We start from the raw sequence: 20013 nt of genomic DNA, 5'->3' as shown, positions 1-20013 counted from the left end.
GTGGGACCGAAAAATAATTTTTATGTGGGTTTATATTGACAAGTTGTATGATGTCTTATAAGTTTTGGTGATGAAAAAATAGTATCAGAATGCCAAGGAGTATTTTAATGGCGACCTCTACACCTATCGTTAAATCAATTCGAGCAATTCCTGTTGCTGGACATGACAGCATGCTGCTCAATTTGAGTGGTGCCCATGGACCTTATTTCACTCGTAATATACTCATTATCGAAGATAACTCTGGAAATATTGGGGTAGGCGAAATTCCGGGCGGAGAAAAAATTTTAGCGACATTAAATGATGCTAAAGCCTTGATAGAAGGGCAACCGATTGGTGAATATAAAAATCTGCTTAAAAAAATTCAGCAAACTTTTGCTGATCGTGACAGTGGCGGACGAGGCAACCAAACCTTTGATTTACGGACCACAATTCATGTTGTAACGGCTTATGAGTCGGCTTTGCTTGATTTGCTTGGTAAGCATTTAAATGTGAATGTCGCAAGTTTGCTTGGTGAGGGTCAGCAACGTAGTGAAGTTGAGGTTTTAGGATATTTATTCTTTGTTGGTGATCGCAAACAGACATCTCTTGATTATGCGACCTCACCACATCTGAACCATGACTGGTACAAAGTCCGCCATGAAAAAGCGTTAACACCTGAATCAGTGCAGCGTTTAGCAGAAGCATCTTATGACCGTTACGGTTTTAAAGACTTTAAATTAAAAGGTGGTGTATTACACGGAGAACAAGAAGCTGAAGCTGTTACAGCTATCGCTCGCCGTTTTCCAGAAGCACGTGTGACGCTTGATCCAAACGGAGCATGGTTTTTAGATGAAGCAATTGCTTTAGGCAAACATCTTAAAGGCGTGTTGGCCTATGCAGAAGACCCGTGCGGTGCAGAACAAGGTTATTCAAGCCGTGAAATTATGGCCGAGTTTAAACGTGCCACAGGTTTACCCACTGCGACCAACATGATTGCTACCGACTGGCGAGAAATGTCACATAGTATTCAATTGCAAGCCGTTGATATTCCTTTGGCTGATCCACATTTTTGGACATTGGAAGGCTCGGTTCGAGTTTCACAGCTCTGCAATATGTATAACTTAACGTGGGGTTCGCATTCTAATAATCACTTTGATATTTCACTGGCCATGTTTACCCATGTTGCTGCCGCCGCTGTAGGTAACGTTACGGCAATTGATACACACTGGATTTGGCAAGAAGGTACAGATCAGCTAACGAAAGCGCCGCTTGAAATTAAAGACGGTAAAATTCAGGTGCCAACAGCACCGGGACTTGGTGTTGAGCTGGACTGGGACCGAATTAATCAAGCCCATGAACTCTATAAATTAAAAGGTTTAGGAGCTCGTAATGATGCTGATGCGATGCAATTTTTAATACCAAACTGGTCATTTAATAATAAAAAGCCGTGTTTGGTTCGTTAATATTTTATCGATATCTTTGAAAAATTCGCTTTTTTAAGTTTTCTTAATGCTTTGCTGTCCATACGGGCAGCTTTTTTTTTATGTCTAAAGATTAGCTATAAAATTAAGAAATTTTAACTATATTTTATAAAACAAATAGTTAAGTTATTTTTGATAAAGAACTTTTATCTTTTTAAAAATTTTAGATTCCCAGAGGAAAAATATATTGATTAAAATAAAATTTATGATGTAAGATGTCTGACAACATAAACATGTATGGATATTTTCTAATGGATGCTCTTGAGTTAAAAAACATTGTTTCTGATGGCCTTCTTTCTTTTCCGGTTACTGACTTTGACCAAAATGGGGACTTTAACAAATCTTCTTATGCAAAACGTCTTGAATGGTTAGCGCCTTATGGTGCAAGTGCATTATTTGCTGCGGGTGGTACAGGTGAGTTTTTCTCGTTAACTGGAAGTGAATACTCTGACGTGATTAAAACAGCTGTCGATACTTGTAAAGGTAGTGTACCGATTATTGCTGGGGCAGGTGGTCCGACACGTCAGGCGATTGAACAGGCAAAAGAAGCAGAGCGCTTAGGTGCACACGGTATTTTGTTAATGCCGCATTACCTAACTGAAGCAAGCCAAGAAGGTTTGATCGAACACGTTAAGCAAGTATGTAACTCAGTAGACTTTGGTGTAATTTTTTATAACCGTAGCGTTTCAAGATTAAATCTCGATTCAATCCAAAAGTTAGCCGAGATGTGTCCGAACTTAATTGGCTTTAAAGACAGCTCTGGTCAAATCGATATGATGACGGCAGTGACCCAAACTATGGGCGATCGTTTGTCGTATTTAGGTGGCCTGCCAACAGCAGAAGTTTTTGCAGCGCCATATAAAGCCCTAGGTTGCCCAGTTTATTCATCAGCTGTATTTAACTTTATTCCAAAGACTGCAATGGAGTTTTATAACGCGCTTCGCAGTGATGACTTTGAAACAACCAATCGTTTGATTAAAGATTTCTTCTTGCCATTGATTAAAATTCGCGACCGTAAATCAGGTTATGCGGTAAGTATGATTAAAGCAGGTGCCAAAATTGTTGGGCACGACGCAGGTCCAGTGCGTCCACCATTAAGTGATTTAACTCACGCAGATTATGAAGATTTGGCTGCGCTCATTGCGACACTTGGCCCGCAATAATTCTATCTCTTTAGGCATTGGAGCTTTAAAATGAGTAAAAATAATGGTCAGCAATTTATTAATGGTCAACGCGTTGCTGCAAATACACCCGCTCTAGAAAGTGTGGGTGCAAAAGACTATCAACCAACTGGTTATGTTTTTAGTCAGGCAACAGTTGAAGAGGTAGATCAAGCTGCTCAAGCTGCGCATAACGCTTTTTTAGTTTATAGCCAAACTTCTCAAGAACAACGTGCCTCTTTTCTTGAAGAAATTGCTAGTCGAATTGAAGCATTAGGTGCGAACTTACAAGAAGTCGCTTCACTTGAAACAGGCTTACCACTTGCTCGCCTTCAAGGTGAAACCGGCCGTGTTACAGGTCAGCTACGACTGTTTGCTGAACTTTTACGCCGCGGCGATTTTTACGGTGCTCGTATTGATGTGGCATTGCCAGAACGTAAACCTTTACCGCGTGTTGATTTGCGTCAATACAAAGTAGGGGTAGGACCAGTTGCTGTGTTTGGTGCGAGTAATTTCCCTCTTGCATTTTCAACAGCTGGCGGTGATACCGTGGCTGCTTTAGCTGCAGGATGTCCAGTTGTGTTTAAAGCGCATTCTGGACATATGGCGACTGCTGAGCTTGTTGCAGAAGCCATTGAAAAAGCAATCGAAGTTTGCGATATGCCTAAAGGCACATTTAATATGATTTTTGGTGCTCGTATTGGCGCAAACTTAGTAGAACATCCACTCATTCAAGCAGCTGGTTTTACAGGTTCTCTTGAAGGCGGAATGGCGCTTTATAACATTGCGCAGAGTCGTCCTCAGCCAATTCCATTCTTTGCTGAAATGTCGAGTGTGAACCCAGTCGTGGTTTTATCTCAAGCGCTTAGTGCTCGTGGTGAACAAATCGCTCAGGATACGGTTGCCTCATTTAATATGGGATGTGGCCAGTTCTGTACAAAACCAGGGTTAATTTTAGGCGTACAAGGTCCTGAATTTGACAGTTTCGTAGCAGCTTTAGCTGAAAGCACAAAAAAAGCTGTGCCACAGGTCATGTTGAATCAAGGTACTTTAAAAAGCTACTGTCAAGGTATTGAAGCTCTAAACAGTGAAGCTGGTTTTGAAGTAGTTGCGACAGGTCAAGAGGCCGAGCTAGTTTCTCAAGCAAAAGCACATCTATTTAAAGCGGAACAATCTGTTTTACTATCAGGCAACCCAAAACTACAACATGAAGTTTTCGGACCGATGTCAATTGTGATTGGTGTAGAAGATGAGGCAACCTTATTAAAAGGAATTGACGCTTTAGGTGGCCAGCTTACGGCAACCATTATTGGTGATGACGCTGAATTATCTCAAGCAGGTGAGCTTCTTCATTTGTTAACAGGCAAAGCGGGTCGTGTATTGTTTAATGGCTTCCCGACAGGAGTTGAAGTGTCTGACGCTATGGTGCATGGTGGTCCTTTCCCTGCAACCAGTGATGCACGCGGAACTTCGGTAGGTACGGGAGCAATTGAACGCTTCTTACGTCCGGTATGTTTCCAAAATACGCCACAAGTATTATTACCTGATGCACTAAAAGACAGTAATCCGCTACAGATTACTCGTTTGATCAATGGGCAGTTAACTCAGACTCAAATTTAAAAATTGTGCAGCTCAATCAAAGGTATTGCGCTGCATATTTTTTAGCTTATTCAACGCATTATTAAATATTGAAATAAGCACAAGTTGCTTACTTTTTAAATATATGTGAGTGTTTGAAAAGGAAGATAAAATATTTTAATTTTAATAGCTTAGAGGCATAAAAACCGAATATGACTATCGTCTAAGTTTATAGTAAAATGAATTTTCTAATTTTTTCAACATTTCATGAGTTCTTCAGATTATGTCTAGTGCAATTAAACCTAGATCAACAAAAAAACTAAGCCAGATTATTGTAGAACAACTGATCGAAAAAATTCAGTCTGGAGACTTCCAAGTTGGAGAGAAAATTCCGACCGAACTTGAATTAATTGAAACTTTTGAAGTAAGCCGTTCTGTTATTCGAGAAGCAATCACTGAGTTGCGCTCTTTAGGGTTTGTCGAAACTCGTCACGGGATTGGTACTTTTGTAAAAGAGCAGACTATTGAACAGAATTTTTTGCTATCTAATGCCAGTTTAGAAACTATTAACGATATTGTTTCTTTACTTGAGCTTCGAATTAGCCTTGAGTCTGAAGCTGTTTTTTTAGCCTCTGAGCGCCGTAAGCAAATCCACATCGATAAAATGAAAGCTGCACTTGAAGACTTTGAACGTCATATTTCATCAGATGCAAATGATGGCACAGTAAAAGCTGATTATGATTTCCATATTGCCATTGCTGAAGCTTCTGAAAATCAATATTTCGTTGATTTTTTAAAGTATCTGGGTGAAAAAATTATTCCACGTGCACGCTTAAAATCTATTGAGCAAAGCCCTGAAAACCGTGAAGAATATTTAAAAGCGGTTCACCATGATCATGTCAATATTTATAACGCAATTGTCGATCAGGATGGTTTGTTGGCTCGACAAATGATGCGAGCTCATTTGTCTAAAAGTATTAAAAAGTTTAAGCAGTAAAACTTGAGCTAAGATTAAGATAAAAAAAAGAGAGCTTATTTAAGCTCTCTTTTTTTTATAGGATGTTATTTACAGCTAAAGTTTTCAGCCTTTTCACTATCGCCTTGACCATTGTAGCGGGCAATGAGTGGGTAAGGACAAAGTGGGCGGGTGCGGTCTGGTGCCCAGTCTTGTGGAAGTTCAGTATTCACTTGACCACTCGGGTTACCTGCGCCGCGTGCAGTTGCAATGATTTTGTCAGGTGATTGACCATATTCCACCCAGTTAACTAAAGCAGTCAATGCATCAAATTGGTCGGTCGCTATGCCATCACGGGTATGGTTCATGCCCGGAACTCTAAAGAAACGTGCGAATTCAGGTGCTGTACCTTTTGCATCATTTTTATAGTGTTGTAGCAGTTGATCGTACCAATTTTGAGTGTCATCTACAGAGAAAACACCGTCTGCTGTGCCTTGTACCACAATCATTTTTCCACCATGATTACGGAGTTTATCCAGATTCAATTCATCAGGCGGCATCATGAATGACATGGAGCTTTCAGTGTATACATCATTGGTTGCCGATAGTTTTGGATAGTCGGTGTCGAAGTTAAAATTAAAGGCAAATTGTCTAGAATTTTGAGTCACAGTTGGGTCTGGTGGAACCTGAAAAAGAATTCCAACTGCAACTGGGTCTCGTGCTGTTCCCACCGAAGATTCGAATTTCCAGCTTGCCCAGTTACTGCCGACTAAACCGGGGTCGAAAGGCTGGGTTGCATAGAGCGCTTGTCCAGCCGAATTTACAGGACCTCGGTAAATGTTGGCTAATACATCAATTTGTTCGGCGCTCAAACAAGTACCATCTCTTGTGCTTGAACAAACGGGTACATGTTGGCGAATATCAAAAGCCGTACGGCAAGCCTCGACATCTTGAACCAAGCCATCTGCAACACCGTCTAAAGCATCGCATCGATCTAAAATCGCTTTTGCTATAACTTTACGCTCTGAAAGGGTAAGAGCCGTACTTAGGTCATTTTCATCTGTTGCGACACGACGAAGCTGCTGCGCTGTGTAGAGTTGAGCCGCGGCTGCACGAGGTAAATGAAAACCCGGTGTACTTGCCAAAATTCCATCATATTGGTCGCCCAAACGGGTTGCAGCAATCATGGCATGACGCCCGCCGTTTGATGTGCCACCTGCATAGGAGCGATCTGGCAATTTACCATATGCTGTTTTAATTAGATTTTTTGCCATAGGCGTGAGTTTGGTAATTGCGCCATAGCCATAGTTAATTCTGGCTTGAGGGTCTAAACCAAACATTGGATTTTGTGAAGCATTATGTCCTGCATCGGAAGAAATAACAGCAAAACCATCATGTAGAGCATTGGTCAGTGGACCACCGCTGCCGACCTGACCTGTTGCAGGTACTAAGTTACCATCGGTTCCACCATTACCTTGATAGAGAAAACGGCCGTTCCAATCTATTGGTAGGCGCATTTCAAAACCAATTTGATAAGTTTGTCCATCGATAGGGCTTACACGTTGGTCCATATATCCTTTGAGCAAACAATGAGCGCCAATTGGTTTGTTGGCTACAGTTAATGTGCCTGCCTCTTGAAGAGTGGCTGAGCTAATCACGGTATTGTTGTATTGAAATCCGAGTAAGTCTGAACAGCTTCCTGTCATTTTTACACCCACAGCAGGAGACAACTGAGGCGGTTTGGTTGTTGAGGGAGCCGATGTGTCATCATTATCACTTCCACAGCCTACCAAAGCGCCAAGCATGGCAAGCACTAAAGCGGAATGGGTTAAAATTCGTTTATTGTTGGTGTAATTCATTTATTCATATCCTTATTGAATGAATGTTTGCAATTAATCTAAAACCAGAAAATTAGCTGTGCTTCGTGCAATCATTTTGTTGTTTTGCCAAGCTTCACTTTCGAGATTCAGTACGGTTTTGCCTTGTTTAATGAAACGGCATTTTGTAATGACTTCGCCTACAGCACAGGGTCTTAAAAAATCCATCGTTAAGTTGATGGTGGTAGCTGGTTTACGGTCATTGGCGAGATATGCAAAAAGTCCCATCACGTCGTCAAGCATGGCGCAGATCATGCCGCCTTCAACGGTGCCGCGTGGATTGGTAAAGCTTTCTAGTGCCGTGTAGTGGATAGTGAGTTCAGTGTTTTTGTCATTCCAATGGATATTATGTCCACCCAAATGGTGGTGGATGGGCGGTAAGTGTTCTAAAGTTTTTTGATCCATAATGAAGCGTTCATCCTTTTTGTAAGTGTTATAAAAATTATTATTTCAGGGTATAGGCATCATAAATAACCGCTTTGCCCAAGCGCATTGCACTACCTACTGCAACAGTCTGATTAAGCCATGAATATTTTGGTGAGCTGGTTTCAAACTGCATGGTAATTTTGAAATAGTAATTTTTCGGGTCGATATCTTTGCCTTGAGCAAGCTGTTTTAACGTTTCTGCCGAGCCATGTCGGTAACCTTTGGTTTGAAGATAAATGAGTGCACCGTCATCGGTTTCTAACAAATATCGCGTATCAATAATGGCTAGTCCTTTACTATCGACTATTTGCCAATCTGCGCCATTATTTAAAATGCGGCCTTTAAGCGATTTCCCTTCAAATGTTCCACCTGTAATAGGAATAATTCGGCGTTTACCAGCATCACTGGTTGTGCCTAATTCCCAAACAGGCGCATTTAAATCCACACTAAATTTTGCTAAAGGCTCTAGCTGAATGGGCGGTGGGCTATATTGAGTTTCGGCATGAGTCAGGGCAATCAGACTCATTCCGCAGAGTAGCGTTACAACTTTCTTCATGATGAATTTTCCGAAATAAAAAGAGGTTCTATGTGTGACAGAACCTCTCGTTTTGAATTATTTAAATTTCCATGTGTAGTCAATGTTGATGCGGGTTTCGTTTACAGGTTTGATGTTGGCTGTAGAGAGCATGTTGTTGTCATAAATGGCATAACGCGCGCGTAGCCCTAGATTTTTTAACCAGCCACTTTGAACCGTGTAGCCTAAATCAAAGTCTGTTTCGCGTTCTTTTAGATTGGTCCCACCTAAGTTGGGTGCATAAATATTGTGACCTGTGGTGTAACGAGTCATGAAACGTAAACCCGGCACATAATCTTTAAAGTCGTATTCATAGCGGAAGCTATAGGCTTTCTCTTTTGGGTTTAAAAACTCGCCCGGCCATGTGTCTATGAGAAGCCCAGTTTCACCACCAGTCAAATACGGAAACGCGGTGTCGCCGTGATGTTGGAAGGTTCCAAAAATAAATTTATGGTTTTGATGTTTAAGTTCGAAATGCGCATGATAAAGATCATTATCGACTAAGCCTGCTTTTGCTTGTCCGTCATCTCGGCTACGGTAATAGCGTAATTGCGAGCTAAGATTAGTGGTGTCATTAATTTTATGTTGGTGTAGGGCACCGACCATGGTCTGGTTATAAAGATCATCAACATCCATGTAAAAAGCGGTGAGTTTGATTGTTGGATCAAGCTGATAGTTTCCACCTAAATAATAGAGACCATCAGTTTCAGCACTTTTAAATCGTCCATTCACCCCTGAAATTTTAATTTTTTCATAGTTGGTCGAATCCCGATGATTCACTTTATCGAGGTAAGCCGCTTGTAAATCAAAATCTTTAATATCTTTACTGGTCAGTGAAATGCCTCGATAGGTTTGAGGAAGCAAACGAGCAGGTGAAGCCACTAACACCGGATTCATTGGCATGAGCGTACCAATACGTAGCTCGGTCTGGCTCATTTTCGCTTTTGCTGTGACACCAATTTCGCCATAAGAGTCAGCAGGTTCATTAGTACGCGTGTCTCTAGGTAAGTTTCCTGTACCACCATGTTCTGCGTCGGCATCGAGTTTAAAACCCGCCGTTGCAAGCACATCCAGCCCAAAACCAACAGTCCCTTCGGTATAACCTGAGTTGGCTTTAAGAATAAAACCTTGTGTCCAGTCCTTGGCAGCAGGGTAAGCAGATTGCTCTTGGTAGTCGCGGTCAAAATAGAAATTTCGTGTGGTGAGTTCTACTGAGCTGTTGTCAATAAAATTGCCAGCCCACACTGAACCAGAGAGCATGAGGGTAGAGTACATCCATAATTTCGACATAGCATTTCTTCCTGAAATAACATTTTTTGTTTTCAATAAGGCTTAGTTGTTGTGTCAGCCTTGTTTGGTTTTTAAATCGAATTATTTTCCGAGCAGTTCTCGGGCCACGATTTCTTTCATAATTTCATTGGTTCCCCCATAAATTTTTTGTACCCGCGCATCGACAAAAAAGCGTGAAATCGGGTATTCCTGCATGTAACCGTAGCCACCAAAAAGCTGAAGTAATTGATCAATCACTTCACATTGAGCATCGGTAATAAAGCATTTCAGTGCGGCAACTTGAGTGACGCTTAACAGGTGTTGTTGATACAGCGCTGCACATTGATCTACAAAGGCTTGTGCGGCTTTTGCTTTGATTTGAGCGTTTGCGAGCACAAAGCGTGTGTTTTGCATTTGACTTAACGGTTGTCCGAAAGCTTTACGTTCCAAAACATAGTCTTTAGTAATTTCAATAGCCCCTAAAATTGATCCCAAAGCCATCATAGAAATGCTCAAACGCTCACGCGGTAACTCTTGCATTAAATAAGCAAAACCTTGTCCCTCTTCACCCAAACGCTGAGTTGTAGGCACACAGACATCATCAAAAAACAGTTCGGCTGTATCTTGGGCATGCAGCCCGATTTTTTGTAATGAACGGCCTTTTTTAACGCCATCTAACGCAGCATCGACTAGAAAAATCGAAATGCCTTTTGCTTTAGCTTGCGGATCAGTTTTCGCAACCAGAACGATCAGATCGGCATGCAAACCATTTGAAATAAAAGTTTTTGAACCATTAATACGGTAATGATCATTTTCTAAAATCGCTTGAGTGCGTATGGCCTGTAAGTCTGAACCAGCATTCGCTTCGGTCATGGCAATTGCAGTGACGACTTCACCTGTCACCATTTTCGGTAACCAATAGCGTTTTTGCTCTTCAGTTCCAATATTTTGCAGGTAAGGAGAGACCAACTCATTTTGCCCGCCAATGGCAACCGCTAAAGATGCAAAACCAGCTTGAGCAGTTTCTTGAACCAACATGAGTGAGTAGTGCACAGGAGCGCCATAGCCGCCATATTCTTCGGGTACATCGACGCACAAAAAGCCATTTTCCCCAAGACGAAGCCATAGGTCACGTGGGATGAGGCCATCGTATTCCCATTGTTCATAATACGGAGCAACCTGTTCTTTTAAGAATCTGCGATAGCTGTCCCGAAATAGTTCAAATTCTGTATCGTGTGGCATGTTGAACCTTTTTTAGGCAAAAGTGAGGCTGTAGCTCAAACCGAAATTTGAGCTTTCTTTTCTATTTCAATTGCTTATTGCTTTAAGGTGGGCACCCGAATAATCAGTGGGTTATCATTCTGCTTTTGATAAAGCTCATCAATTAAAGCAGCACGACGCTTGGTAATATTGCCTTGATTAAGGTTGCCTTTATCGGTCACTTCACCTGCATCGAGTTGAGGTGGCTCGGTCATTAAATAAAGCATGGAGACTGTATTTGAGCTACCAGTCGCATCTTTATTAAAGGTCGTTAAAAATTGGCGGAACCATTGCTGGACTTTAGGGTGCTGTAGTATCTCTGTTGGAGAATGTTCGCCCAGCTTAAGGCCAGCTTGTTGAGCACAAGCATCTAGTTTTGGAAAAATCAAAAAGCCAACCGCATTCAGGTTTGAACCTGTAATACAAACATCTTGAACCAGTAAATTACCTTGAATGAGTACTTTGTTGCGTAGTGTGCCCACATTCACAAAAGTGCCTGTATTGAGTTTAAAGTCTTCAGCAATTCGTCCGTCGTACATCAGGCCTTTAGTTGGATCATTCACATCGACCAAACGAACAGCATCGCCAGTGTGGAAAAAGCCTTCATCATCAAAAATAGTACTTTGCTGGTCCGCTTTTAAGCGCCAATAGCCTTTCATGACATGTTTGCCACGAACACAAAACTCAAGTTTGTCACCACATGGAACCAGCTTAATTTCACACCCCGGAGCAGGGTAACCAATAAAGCCAGCCATCACCCGTGGACCAGTGGTAAAAGCACAAGAGGGAGCTGTTTCAGTCATGCCCAAGCCGCTCATGATGCGAATTTTTTCTCCGCAATGTTGCTGAGCAATTTTATCGAGTCTGTTCCAGCCCGCTTCGGAAAGCGCTGCACCTGCAAAGAATAGAATTTTAACTTTGGCAAAAAAGCGGTCTCTTAATTCTTCATCTTTTTCTAAAGCTTCGGTGAGTTCTTCCCAACCTTTTGGCACATTTAAATAAACTGTCGGAGAAATTTCTTTCAGATTACGAATGGTTTCATCAAATTTTCCTGCAACGGGTTTGCCGTCATCAATGTAAATGGTACCGCCGTTATAGAGCGCAATACCGACATTGTGACTGCCGCCAAAGGTGTGGTGCCAAGACAGCCAGTCGAGTAGGACAGGTGGCGTTTCTTCAAACTCAGGGAAAGTCTGCAACAACATTTGCTGATTAACACACAGCATTAAATGCGTGGTCGGCACAGCTTTAGGGAGTTTGGTTGAACCTGATGTAAATAAGAATTTGGCAATTTGGTTTTCATCAAGGGTTTGGTAAAACTCTTGAACATTTGAAACAGGCGTATCTAAAAGCGATTGAAAAGATGTGCAGATCTGATCGCCCACAATCCCTTTATTGGTCACCACTTCAATGTCAGGTGTAATACATGCCTGAATGGCTTTGGCAAAAGCTTGTCCATCGCTGGCATAGACCATACCAGGTGTAAGCACTTCAAACACATGTTTAAGTTTGCCAAAGTCTTGAGAAATTAGAGAGTAGGCGGGTGAAATAGCAGAGAAAGGCACGCCTGCCAGCATGGCAGCCATAGACAGTGTTAAATGTTCGAGATCATTACCACTTAAAATAACCAGAGGTCTTTCTTGGCTTAACTTACGTTCATGTAATGCCTGAGCAATGTGCCATGCACGTTGTAAAACTTCTGCATAACTCAGTTTGACCCATTCACCTTGAGCATTGCGTTTTGCTGCAAAAATATGGTCTGGTTTGGTTTGTGCAAAATGAATTAACCGATCTGTCAGTTTTTGTGGATACGGTTTTAATTGCTCTTTTGGGCTGATATAGAGCGTGTCATCTTTATGGTGATAATGAATATCATGTTGCCCTAATTTTACGAACCGTTCGCGGTCTTGTGATTGAGTGGCATTCATTTGCATTTCTTTCACTCCATGGAAAGCGCATCACTGCGCTTTATTTTTTTGCATCATGCAATTTTTATTTAATATGTTGTTGTCTGCATTACCCTGACTAAATCGGGTAATGACGTGATTGGGTTTGAATGGTAATCCAGCGTAAGTCGGTAAATTCGGCAACAGAGACTTTACTACCAAAACGTCCGTAACCACTCGATTTGGTTCCGCCAAATGGCATTTGAGCTTCGTCATGTACGGTTGCGCCGTTAATGTGACAAATACCCGAGTCAATCTGTTGAGCGACTTCTAATGCCTGTGAAATATTTTGGCTAAACACTGCTGAAGAAAGACCGAACTCGCTGTCATTTGCCAGTGCTATGCCTTCTTCAATGCTTGAAAAACGTTGAACTGTGCATACAGGCCCAAATGATTCTTCGCGGTAAAGCAGCATGTCAGGTTTAATATTGAGCACCAGCGTCGGTTGCATGGTGGTGTCTTCAATATGAATACCTAAAGGTAAGTCAGCACCTTTGTTTTGAGCATCTTCCAACAAATGCTGAATACGGTTTGCAGCGCGGCGACTTTCTAAAACACCGAGTACATTGTCTTTTGAGGTTGGATTACCTGCTCGAATAGAGCGAGTTTTTTCAATCAGTTTTTCAATAAATTGGTCGGCAATTTTGTCTTGAACCAAAACACGTTCGGTCGACATACAAATTTGCCCCTGATTAAAGAATGCTCCAAAAGCGACTGCATTTACGGCTTCATTAATATCAGCTTCATTTAAAACCACGACAGGCGCCTTACCACCCAATTCAAGTAAAACAGGTTTTAAATATTTGGCAGCAGTCTCGGCAATAATTTTTCCGACTTTGGTTGAACCCGTAAAATTAATACGCTTCACGGCTGGATGAGAGACTAAACGCTCCACGATTTGTGGTGCATCTTCAGCGGCATGCGTAATTACATTCACCACACCTTCGCCAAGACCTGCTTCATGTAACACTTCACCAATGAGACGATGTGTTGCTGGACAGGCTTCCGATGCTTTTAATACAACGGTGTTGCCACAAGCCAAAGGCATAGCAAGCGCACGTGTTGCCAAAATGACAGGGGCGTTCCAAGGTGCAATGCCAACAATCACACCACAAGGAACTCGCACACCCATTGCAAGATTGCCCGGCACATCTGACGGAATGAGGCTTCCGTCAATTTGTGTGGTCATGGCTGCGGCTTCACGTAACATGTTGGCAGCAAGGTGAACGTTAAACCCATACCATGTTGCAGTTGAACCTGTTTCTTGCATTCCAGTTTCAATGAATTGCTCAGTCTTTTGGTCCATTAAATCGGCTGCTTTTAATAAACGTAAGCGACGTTCCGTAGGCGAGAGTTTCGACCATATTTTAAAAGCTTGTTGTGCCGAGTCTATTGCACGATCAACATCTTCCAATGTTGCAGCAGCAGCTTTAGTTGCCACTGATCCATCAATGGGGCTAATACGCTCAAAAGTTGCCTGATTTGATGCATCAACAGATTGACCGTGAATAAGTAACTGTACATTTTGCATGGGTTGTGTCCTTACATTGCCATTAGAGAATCAAAAGTTAACCAGTACGTTTATAGCTCTGTAAACCCGGTTTAATTGATTTTTCATCTAAAAATTGTTTCAAACCTTCTTGGCGACCATTTTCTGTATCACGGTGGATACATTGATCAAGTTTGGCATATAAGTAGTCTTCGTTTTGATCCCAAGTCAGTTCACGACAACGCTTAAATCCATTTTTAGCGGTACGAAGAACCACAGGGTTTTTCTCAAGTAGACAGTTTGCAAGCTCAGTCACTTCAGCTTTTAGCTGTTCAAGCGGTACACTTTTGTTCACAAGGCCCATGGTTTCAGCTTCTTTACCACTAAAGGTTTTACCCGTCATGATGTAGTACAAAGAGGCACGGTGACCAACAGTGTCTGCCATTGCTTTGCTTACAAGGTTACCCGGTGGGATACCCCAGTTAATTTCAGATAAACCGAAAGTTGCTTCATCTGCTGCAATTGCGAGGTCACAAGCCACTAAAGGTGAGAAACCGCCTCCAAAGCACCAGCCGTTGACCATAGCAATGGTTGGTTTTGAATACATGCGAAGAAGTTGCCACTGCCAACGGCATGAGTCGCGGCGGATACGCTCTTGATAAATTTCAGGCTGCGTATCGACTTCACGGAAATATTCCTTTAAGTCCATGCCTGCTGTCCAAGAATCGCCTGCACCTGTCAACACAAGCACACGTGCATTTTGATCAAGTTCTATCGCTTCAAGTACATCAATCATTTCACGGTTGAGTGTTGGGCTCATGGCATTTTTCTTTTCTGGGCGGTTTAGTGTTACCCATGCAATTCCATCTTCAACTTTAACATCTACTGTTTCCCAGCGGTTTTCATAACTCATCTTCATACTCCTTGAATGATTTTTAGCTGTTCTGGGATTTAATTTAATATCAGTTAAACTTACATTCAAGTCTTTTTTATAAAATTTCATAAATATTTTATAATTCATTGTATTTTAAATATTAATTAATTTTATTGTTGATTTAATATAAAAATATGTTGATTTTTTAGTAAGTTTAACTGATATTTTTGGTGTGTTTAAACAATAATACACAAAGGGCTAAATGGAACGACTAGTCAATAAGGGATAACACAATGGAAAAGATATTAGGACAGTCTGCAAGGGCAAAAATCACGTTGCTATTATGCTTTGCAATAGCAATTTTTGAAGGTTTTGATCTTCAGTCAATGGGGGTAGCCGCTCCAAGAATGCGGGCTGAGTTTATGTTGGACAATGGCCAGATGGCGTGGGCATTTAGTGCTGCAATTTTAGGAACACTACCAGGTGCCATATTGGGTGGTAGATTTGCCGATATTGTCGGGCGTAAGAAAATTCTGATTTTTAGTATTTTACTTTTTGGAATAATGTCTTTGCTAACGGCATATGCTGCTAACTTTAGTTTGCTGTTACTCATTCGTTTTTGTACTGGTTTAGGAATGGGTGGGGCACTTCCAATGATGATTACACTGGCATCTGAAGCTGTACCTGATAAATATAAAGGTACCGCGGTGAGTATTATGTACAGCGGTATTCCTTTTGGTGGGTTACTTACTTCTGTCGTTGCTATGTCGTTGGCAGGTGATGCAGAGTGGCGTCATATTTTCTATATTGGTGGTATCGCGCCAATTTTACTCATTCCACTGATTATGCGTTTTTTACCTGAGTCAAATGATTACCTGCAACGTAAAGGTCAAGCGCAAAAAACGACGCCATTTTTGGAAGTTTTATTTGCGAAAGAACGTCGTATGTCGACCATTCAGCTTTGGGTCAGTTTTTTCTGTACGCTCGTTGTACTGTATTTCTTGTTGAACTGGTTGCCGTTACTGATGGGCGCGCAAGGCTTATCGAAACTTCAGGCAAACTATGTACAGATGGGCTACAACGTTGGTGGAATTTTAGGTTCAATCCTGATGGGTGTATTACTTGATAAATTGCGCATGAGCTTTGTGATTAAACTGATTTATCTCGGCATTTTATTTTCGCTTTGTTGTCTAGCGATATCCCCAACCGTTGCTTTACTTGCACTTTCGGCAGTGGGCTGTGGTTTATTCATTGTGGGCGGACAATCGGCGTTGTACGGTTTGGCTGCCATGTATTATCCAACCGAAATGCGTGGAACAGGTGTAGGTTCAGCGGTTGCGATCGGGCGTATTGGTTCTTTTGCAGGGCCTTTAATGGCTGGTTTTTTACTCTCGCTTGGACAAAGCTCGACCATCGTGATTGGTTCAAGCATCCCAGTGATTTTAATTGCAGCGATCTCTGCATTACTTCTTGTCAAAAAACCTAAACAGCCTGTACATTTAGTACAAAGCTCAGGTGCTCGCTAAGTTTTAACGAAAGTATGGGGTAGATCCTCATACTTTCACTACAGATTTTCTTATGATGATTGAAAGGTTATGGTACGTTCGAATTCAGTTCAAAAAAAAGTAGAAGATGAGCCTAAGTTAAGTTACATGATTGCTCGTGTTGACCGAATTATTAGTAAACATTTAACAGAACATTTAAAAGAGCTTGAGATTACCTTGCCGCAATTTACTGCGCTTTCTGTTTTAGCTTCAAAAAGTAATGTATCCAATGCTAAGCTCGCTGAGCGGTCTTTCATTAAGCCGCAATCGGCCAACAAAATTTTGCAAGATTTACTGGTGAATGGCTGGATTGAGAAAAAACCGGACCCAACCCATGGCCGCCGTATTTTAATTACCCTGACTGAAAGCGGTGTTGATAAGCTAAATAAATGCAATGAAGTGGTTTTAAAAGTTGAAGAAAAAATGCTTGAAGGCATTGATATTAACTTGGCTTATTTAATCCGTAATAATCTCGATATTATGGTCAATAATCTTAAAAACCTTTGATAAAAGGTAGTTTGCAATTTAATTTTTTAAAATCTACAAAAATGCTTAAGCACTGATTCACACAGAAAATTTATTTCATTTTACAAATGAACTTGCTAGCATCGAAGTGACGTTTTTGGTGATGTGTGGCAGCGAATGTCTTCAGGACAACAAGTTTTACTTAAACTAAGAAAAATGATTATTTCAGGGGAACTTGAAGGCGGTGCCAGAATTGCCGAAATTCCGACTGCCGAGTTACTTGGTGTTTCAAGGCAGCCTGTTCGTATTGCCTTTCGCTTGCTCGAGCAAGAAGGCCTCCTCATTAAAAACCCAACTCGTGGTTACACGGTTCGTGAAATTTCAGAACAACTTGTTCATGATGCGCTTGAAGTGCGTGGTGTGCTCGAAGGATTAGCTGCGAAAACTTTGGCAGAACAAGGCTTAAGTGAAGAGCAGAAAAAGACGCTACAACATTGCATTCAAGAAACTGAAAAACTATTTAATGATAAAGACGAGTTTGGCGATGCTGAATTAGAACGTTATCACCATTTTAATGTCATTTTTCATGACACCATTATTGAGGGCGCACAAAACGTTGCCCTCATACAAGCCTTAGCGAAAAACAACCAATTGCCGATGGCTTCTGCTCAAGCCATTACCTATGACCAGAACCGAGCTTTGTCAGAATATCGTCGTTTGCACTATGCGCATTTACAGCATTGTTCGATTTTCGATGCATTGGTAAATCGTCAGGCAGGGCGTGCTGAAACGTTAATGCGCGAACACAGTAGTGTGGTGATTTTAGGTGAAACCCTAAGAAATGTTCTCAGCGCTTAAAGTGAAAAGTTCCTTTATTTTTGAATAAAGGAACTCAAATATTAAAGTTCAATCACAAGGTTTTTAGTTTTTGCACGAGAACAGCAGGGCGTAAATTGGTCATTTAGTGCATGTTCTTCATCGGTCATAAACATATCTCGATGATCTGGAGTGCCTTCTACTATGCGGGTAATACAGGTACCGCAAATACCTTGTTCACATGAAACTGGGATATCAAAACCATTTGCAATTAATGCCTCAGTAGCAGTTTGCTCTGGTAATACTTCAATTCGACGGCCCGTACCTTTAACTTCAATCGTAAAAGCTTCATCGTTAGATGTATCTACTTTTTGAGCGACAAAATGCTCTTGATGTAACTGTTCGCTGTGCCAGCCAGCTTGTTCGGCTGAGCTCATGACAAACTGCATAAACCCTGTAGGCCCACATACATATAAGTGTTTATCTAGTGAACTCTGACCTAAAACCTCTGCCATATTACATTCGGTATCTGGCTGATCTTGAATATGAAAATGAACTTGATCACCAAAGTGCTCGGTTAAATTGCCATAGAAGGCAATCATTTCATGACTACGGACAAAGTAGTGCAATTCGAACGGAATATTGACTGACTTAAGTCGATACGCCATCGATAAAATGGGGGTAATGCCAATACCACCAGCAAATAAAACCGCCTGCTTTGTTTGAGGATGAATCTCAAATAAATTACGTGGTTCACCAATCTTTAAATGATCACCTTCACGATATTCAGTATGGATACAACGTGAACCACCGCGTGAGTTAGCATCATGTAAAACACCAATTACATAACGATGCTTTTCACTGCAACAATTTGAAAGTGAATATTGACGGGTTAGGCCGTTTTTAAGATGCACATCAATATGGGCACCTGCTTCAAAATTCGGTAGCGCTGTGCCATTTGCCGCAACCAATTCAAAGGCACGAATGGTCGGGGTGAGCTGGTGAATTTTTTGAATAATAACGTCCATGTTCATGCTCCTTTAAATAATCCGAATGTTTGGAAACTTCTGAGCGGACGTTTCAGGACGTGTTTTATTTTCTTCGGCAAGTAGTCGCTCAATCACCTTACGAGACTGTACACCGCCTGCGTCGATGTTGAGCATGAGTAACTTGCGATGTGGATTGTTTAAAATATTTTGCTGTTGTTGCTCCAGCATTTCTAAATCTTCAGTAAAGATTTTGCCTTGGCCTTCACGAATTTGATCGGTGAGTTCAGCATTGTCAGGTTGGAAGTTACGTGCCATTCCCCAGAAATACCAGTGCGAGGTTTCGGTTTCTGGCGTAATAAAATCGACCACGATTGAGGAAACTTTTTTGTCTTTTGGTGCGTGATAACCACCATGTCCAGCATGCGCTACACCTACTTCAATGTGGACATTACTTGGCGCAAAGAAGTGGCAACGTTGCCAACGGTCAACAGGTACATCATCAGCCAAATGATTGCCGCGGAGAGCCATTTGCCAAAATGGGGGCGCGATCACATTTTCCATATAGCGTTCGGTAATGACATGGTCGCCGTCAACTTTAGTGACAGGCAAGGATTCATCAATCTCTTTTTGTCCGATGCTGCTTGAGTGAACATAGGTCTCGTGGGTTAAATCCATCAGGTTATCGACCATCAAGCGATAGTCACACTGAATATGAAATAGGCCTCCACCATAGCTCCATTCAGCATGATCTGCCCATTCTAAAGTTGGCAGTTTTGTTTCATCTGCTAAAGCTTTCTCGCCCGGCCATATCCAAATAAAACCGAACTTTTCAACAACTGCATATGATTTGTTGCAAGGAAAACCGTTAACACGTTGAGCTGGCATTGAAACGGTCTTTCCGTCACAACCCATGACTAGGCCATGATAACCACATACAAGGTTGCCATCTTCTACATAGCCAAGTGAAAGTGGGGCACCGCGATGGGGACAAAAATCTTCAACGGCTGCAACTTGGTTTTCTTTACCACGATAAAAAACAATTTTTTCACCACAAATAGTGCGACCTAGTGGTTTGTCTTGGATTTCTTCTGGACGGCAGGCAACATACCAAGCATTTTTAATAAACATTTGTGACGACTCCTTATCACTTATTGGATCCAATTTATAATAAATAAAAATATTGGTCAATTGATAAGCAGTATATTTTTTAAAAAATATTGATCTTTTAATTTGGTTATTTTGTATATTTTTAATTGCTATTAAAGACTTTTGTATTTACTTTGAATTTTAGAGGCTAAATTTTTATTCATCTTAATTTGGATCCATAATGG

At 41.4% G+C, this 20013-nt stretch carries 17 protein-coding genes; 7 read left to right on the top strand and 10 right to left on the bottom strand.

All coding sequences use genetic code 11. The features are described from left to right. The first annotated feature begins 107 nt into the window (after positions 1-107). The 4 genes from gudD to AOLE_RS13785 all read left to right on the top strand — a co-directional run bounded on the left by gudD (position 108) and on the right by AOLE_RS13785 (position 5195). The gene (gene gudD / locus AOLE_RS13800) at positions 108-1442 is read left to right on the top strand and encodes a glucarate dehydratase (RefSeq protein ID WP_005299387.1); all 1335 of its coding nucleotides are present in this window, start codon (positions 108-110) and stop codon (positions 1440-1442) included. Positions 1443-1711: 269 nt separating this feature from the next. Then, positions 1712-2623, top strand: a complete 912-nt coding sequence (kdgD, locus tag AOLE_RS13795) for a 5-dehydro-4-deoxyglucarate dehydratase (RefSeq protein ID WP_013198536.1) — start codon at positions 1712-1714, stop codon at positions 2621-2623. Between the two features lie 30 nt (positions 2624-2653). Then, positions 2654-4240, top strand: a complete 1587-nt coding sequence (locus tag AOLE_RS13790) for an aldehyde dehydrogenase (NADP(+)) (RefSeq protein ID WP_013198535.1) — start codon at positions 2654-2656, stop codon at positions 4238-4240. 241 nt (positions 4241-4481) lie between these two features. Further along, positions 4482-5195, top strand: a complete 714-nt coding sequence (locus AOLE_RS13785) for a FadR/GntR family transcriptional regulator (protein WP_009387748.1) — start codon at positions 4482-4484, stop codon at positions 5193-5195. Positions 5196-5260: 65 nt separating this feature from the next. On the opposite strand, the gene AOLE_RS13780 is transcribed toward AOLE_RS13785, so the two are convergent. The 8 genes from AOLE_RS13780 to AOLE_RS13745 form a co-directional block, all read right to left on the bottom strand. Continuing rightward, on the bottom strand, positions 5261-7012 hold the full coding sequence (locus AOLE_RS13780) for a tannase/feruloyl esterase family alpha/beta hydrolase (protein ID WP_013198534.1): 1752 nt from the start codon (positions 7010-7012) through the stop codon (positions 5261-5263). 33 nt (positions 7013-7045) lie between these two features. Continuing rightward, complete coding sequence (locus tag AOLE_RS13775) at positions 7046-7435, bottom strand: PaaI family thioesterase (protein ID WP_000372406.1); 390 nt, start codon at positions 7433-7435, stop codon at positions 7046-7048. A 40-nt stretch (positions 7436-7475) separates the two neighbouring features. Continuing rightward, positions 7476-8012 carry a DUF3237 domain-containing protein gene (locus AOLE_RS13770; RefSeq protein WP_023274293.1) on the bottom strand — a complete coding sequence of 179 codons (537 nt, stop codon included), beginning with the start codon at positions 8010-8012 and terminating at the stop codon, positions 7476-7478. 57 nt (positions 8013-8069) lie between these two features. After that, on the bottom strand, positions 8070-9320 hold the full coding sequence (locus AOLE_RS13765; protein ID WP_013198532.1) for an OprD family porin: 1251 nt from the start codon (positions 9318-9320) through the stop codon (positions 8070-8072). 81 nt (positions 9321-9401) lie between these two features. Next, positions 9402-10541 carry an acyl-CoA dehydrogenase family protein gene (locus AOLE_RS13760; RefSeq protein ID WP_013198531.1) on the bottom strand — a complete coding sequence of 380 codons (1140 nt, stop codon included), beginning with the start codon at positions 10539-10541 and terminating at the stop codon, positions 9402-9404. 74 nt (positions 10542-10615) lie between these two features. Continuing rightward, complete coding sequence (locus tag AOLE_RS13755) at positions 10616-12502, bottom strand: feruloyl-CoA synthase (protein WP_171056854.1); 1887 nt, start codon at positions 12500-12502, stop codon at positions 10616-10618. A gap of 82 nt (positions 12503-12584) precedes the next feature. After that, positions 12585-14036 (bottom strand): aldehyde dehydrogenase, encoded by a 1452-nt coding sequence (locus tag AOLE_RS13750; protein WP_013198529.1) that lies wholly within the window; start codon positions 14034-14036, stop codon positions 12585-12587. A 37-nt stretch (positions 14037-14073) separates the two neighbouring features. Beyond that, positions 14074-14913 (bottom strand): p-hydroxycinnamoyl CoA hydratase/lyase, encoded by an 840-nt coding sequence (locus AOLE_RS13745; RefSeq protein ID WP_171056853.1) that lies wholly within the window; start codon positions 14911-14913, stop codon positions 14074-14076. Positions 14914-15161: 248 nt separating this feature from the next. On the opposite strand from AOLE_RS13745, the gene mhpT reads away from it, so the two are divergent. From mhpT to AOLE_RS13730, 3 genes are all read left to right on the top strand, one after another. Then, a complete protein-coding gene (gene mhpT / locus AOLE_RS13740; protein WP_013198528.1) occupies positions 15162-16394 on the top strand; it encodes a 3-(3-hydroxy-phenyl)propionate transporter MhpT in 1233 nt (410 codons plus the stop codon). Positions 16395-16463: 69 nt separating this feature from the next. Continuing rightward, positions 16464-16919 (top strand): MarR family winged helix-turn-helix transcriptional regulator, encoded by a 456-nt coding sequence (locus AOLE_RS13735; RefSeq protein WP_004793816.1) that lies wholly within the window; start codon positions 16464-16466, stop codon positions 16917-16919. A 123-nt stretch (positions 16920-17042) separates the two neighbouring features. Then, on the top strand, positions 17043-17735 hold the full coding sequence (locus tag AOLE_RS13730) for a GntR family transcriptional regulator (protein WP_081399181.1): 693 nt from the start codon (positions 17043-17045) through the stop codon (positions 17733-17735). 41 nt (positions 17736-17776) lie between these two features. On the opposite strand, the gene AOLE_RS13725 is transcribed toward AOLE_RS13730, so the two are convergent. Further along, positions 17777-18721 carry a PDR/VanB family oxidoreductase gene (locus AOLE_RS13725; protein WP_013198526.1) on the bottom strand — a complete coding sequence of 315 codons (945 nt, stop codon included), beginning with the start codon at positions 18719-18721 and terminating at the stop codon, positions 17777-17779. A gap of 12 nt (positions 18722-18733) precedes the next feature. Further along, positions 18734-19810, bottom strand: coding sequence for an aromatic ring-hydroxylating dioxygenase subunit alpha (locus AOLE_RS13720; RefSeq protein ID WP_013198525.1), 1077 nt, complete (start codon positions 19808-19810; stop codon positions 18734-18736). Between the last annotated feature and the right edge of the window lie 203 nt (positions 19811-20013).

Source organism: Acinetobacter oleivorans DR1 (assembly GCF_000196795.1).
Taxonomy (GTDB): Bacteria; Pseudomonadota; Gammaproteobacteria; order Pseudomonadales; family Moraxellaceae; genus Acinetobacter; species Acinetobacter oleivorans.
This window is presented reverse-complemented; position numbering and strand designations above follow the sequence as displayed.

Coding starts and splice junctions, on each gene's coding strand:
- gudD (WP_005299387.1), top strand. CDS start 108: ATGGCGACCTCTACACCTATCGTTAAATCAATTCGAGCAATTCCTGTT.
- kdgD (WP_013198536.1), top strand. CDS start 1,712: ATGGATGCTCTTGAGTTAAAAAACATTGTTTCTGATGGCCTTCTTTCT.
- AOLE_RS13790 (WP_013198535.1), top strand. CDS start 2,654: ATGAGTAAAAATAATGGTCAGCAATTTATTAATGGTCAACGCGTTGCT.
- AOLE_RS13785 (WP_009387748.1), top strand. CDS start 4,482: ATGTCTAGTGCAATTAAACCTAGATCAACAAAAAAACTAAGCCAGATT.
- AOLE_RS13780 (WP_013198534.1), bottom strand. CDS start 7,012: ATGAATTACACCAACAATAAACGAATTTTAACCCATTCCGCTTTAGTG.
- AOLE_RS13775 (WP_000372406.1), bottom strand. CDS start 7,435: ATGGATCAAAAAACTTTAGAACACTTACCGCCCATCCACCACCATTTG.
- AOLE_RS13770 (WP_023274293.1), bottom strand. CDS start 8,012: ATGAAGAAAGTTGTAACGCTACTCTGCGGAATGAGTCTGATTGCCCTG.
- AOLE_RS13765 (WP_013198532.1), bottom strand. CDS start 9,320: ATGTCGAAATTATGGATGTACTCTACCCTCATGCTCTCTGGTTCAGTG.
- AOLE_RS13760 (WP_013198531.1), bottom strand. CDS start 10,541: ATGCCACACGATACAGAATTTGAACTATTTCGGGACAGCTATCGCAGA.
- AOLE_RS13750 (WP_013198529.1), bottom strand. CDS start 14,036: ATGCAAAATGTACAGTTACTTATTCACGGTCAATCTGTTGATGCATCA.
- AOLE_RS13745 (WP_171056853.1), bottom strand. CDS start 14,913: ATGAAGATGAGTTATGAAAACCGCTGGGAAACAGTAGATGTTAAAGTT.
- mhpT (WP_013198528.1), top strand. CDS start 15,162: ATGGAAAAGATATTAGGACAGTCTGCAAGGGCAAAAATCACGTTGCTA.
- AOLE_RS13735 (WP_004793816.1), top strand. CDS start 16,464: ATGGTACGTTCGAATTCAGTTCAAAAAAAAGTAGAAGATGAGCCTAAG.
- AOLE_RS13725 (WP_013198526.1), bottom strand. CDS start 18,721: ATGGACGTTATTATTCAAAAAATTCACCAGCTCACCCCGACCATTCGT.
- AOLE_RS13720 (WP_013198525.1), bottom strand. CDS start 19,810: ATGTTTATTAAAAATGCTTGGTATGTTGCCTGCCGTCCAGAAGAAATC.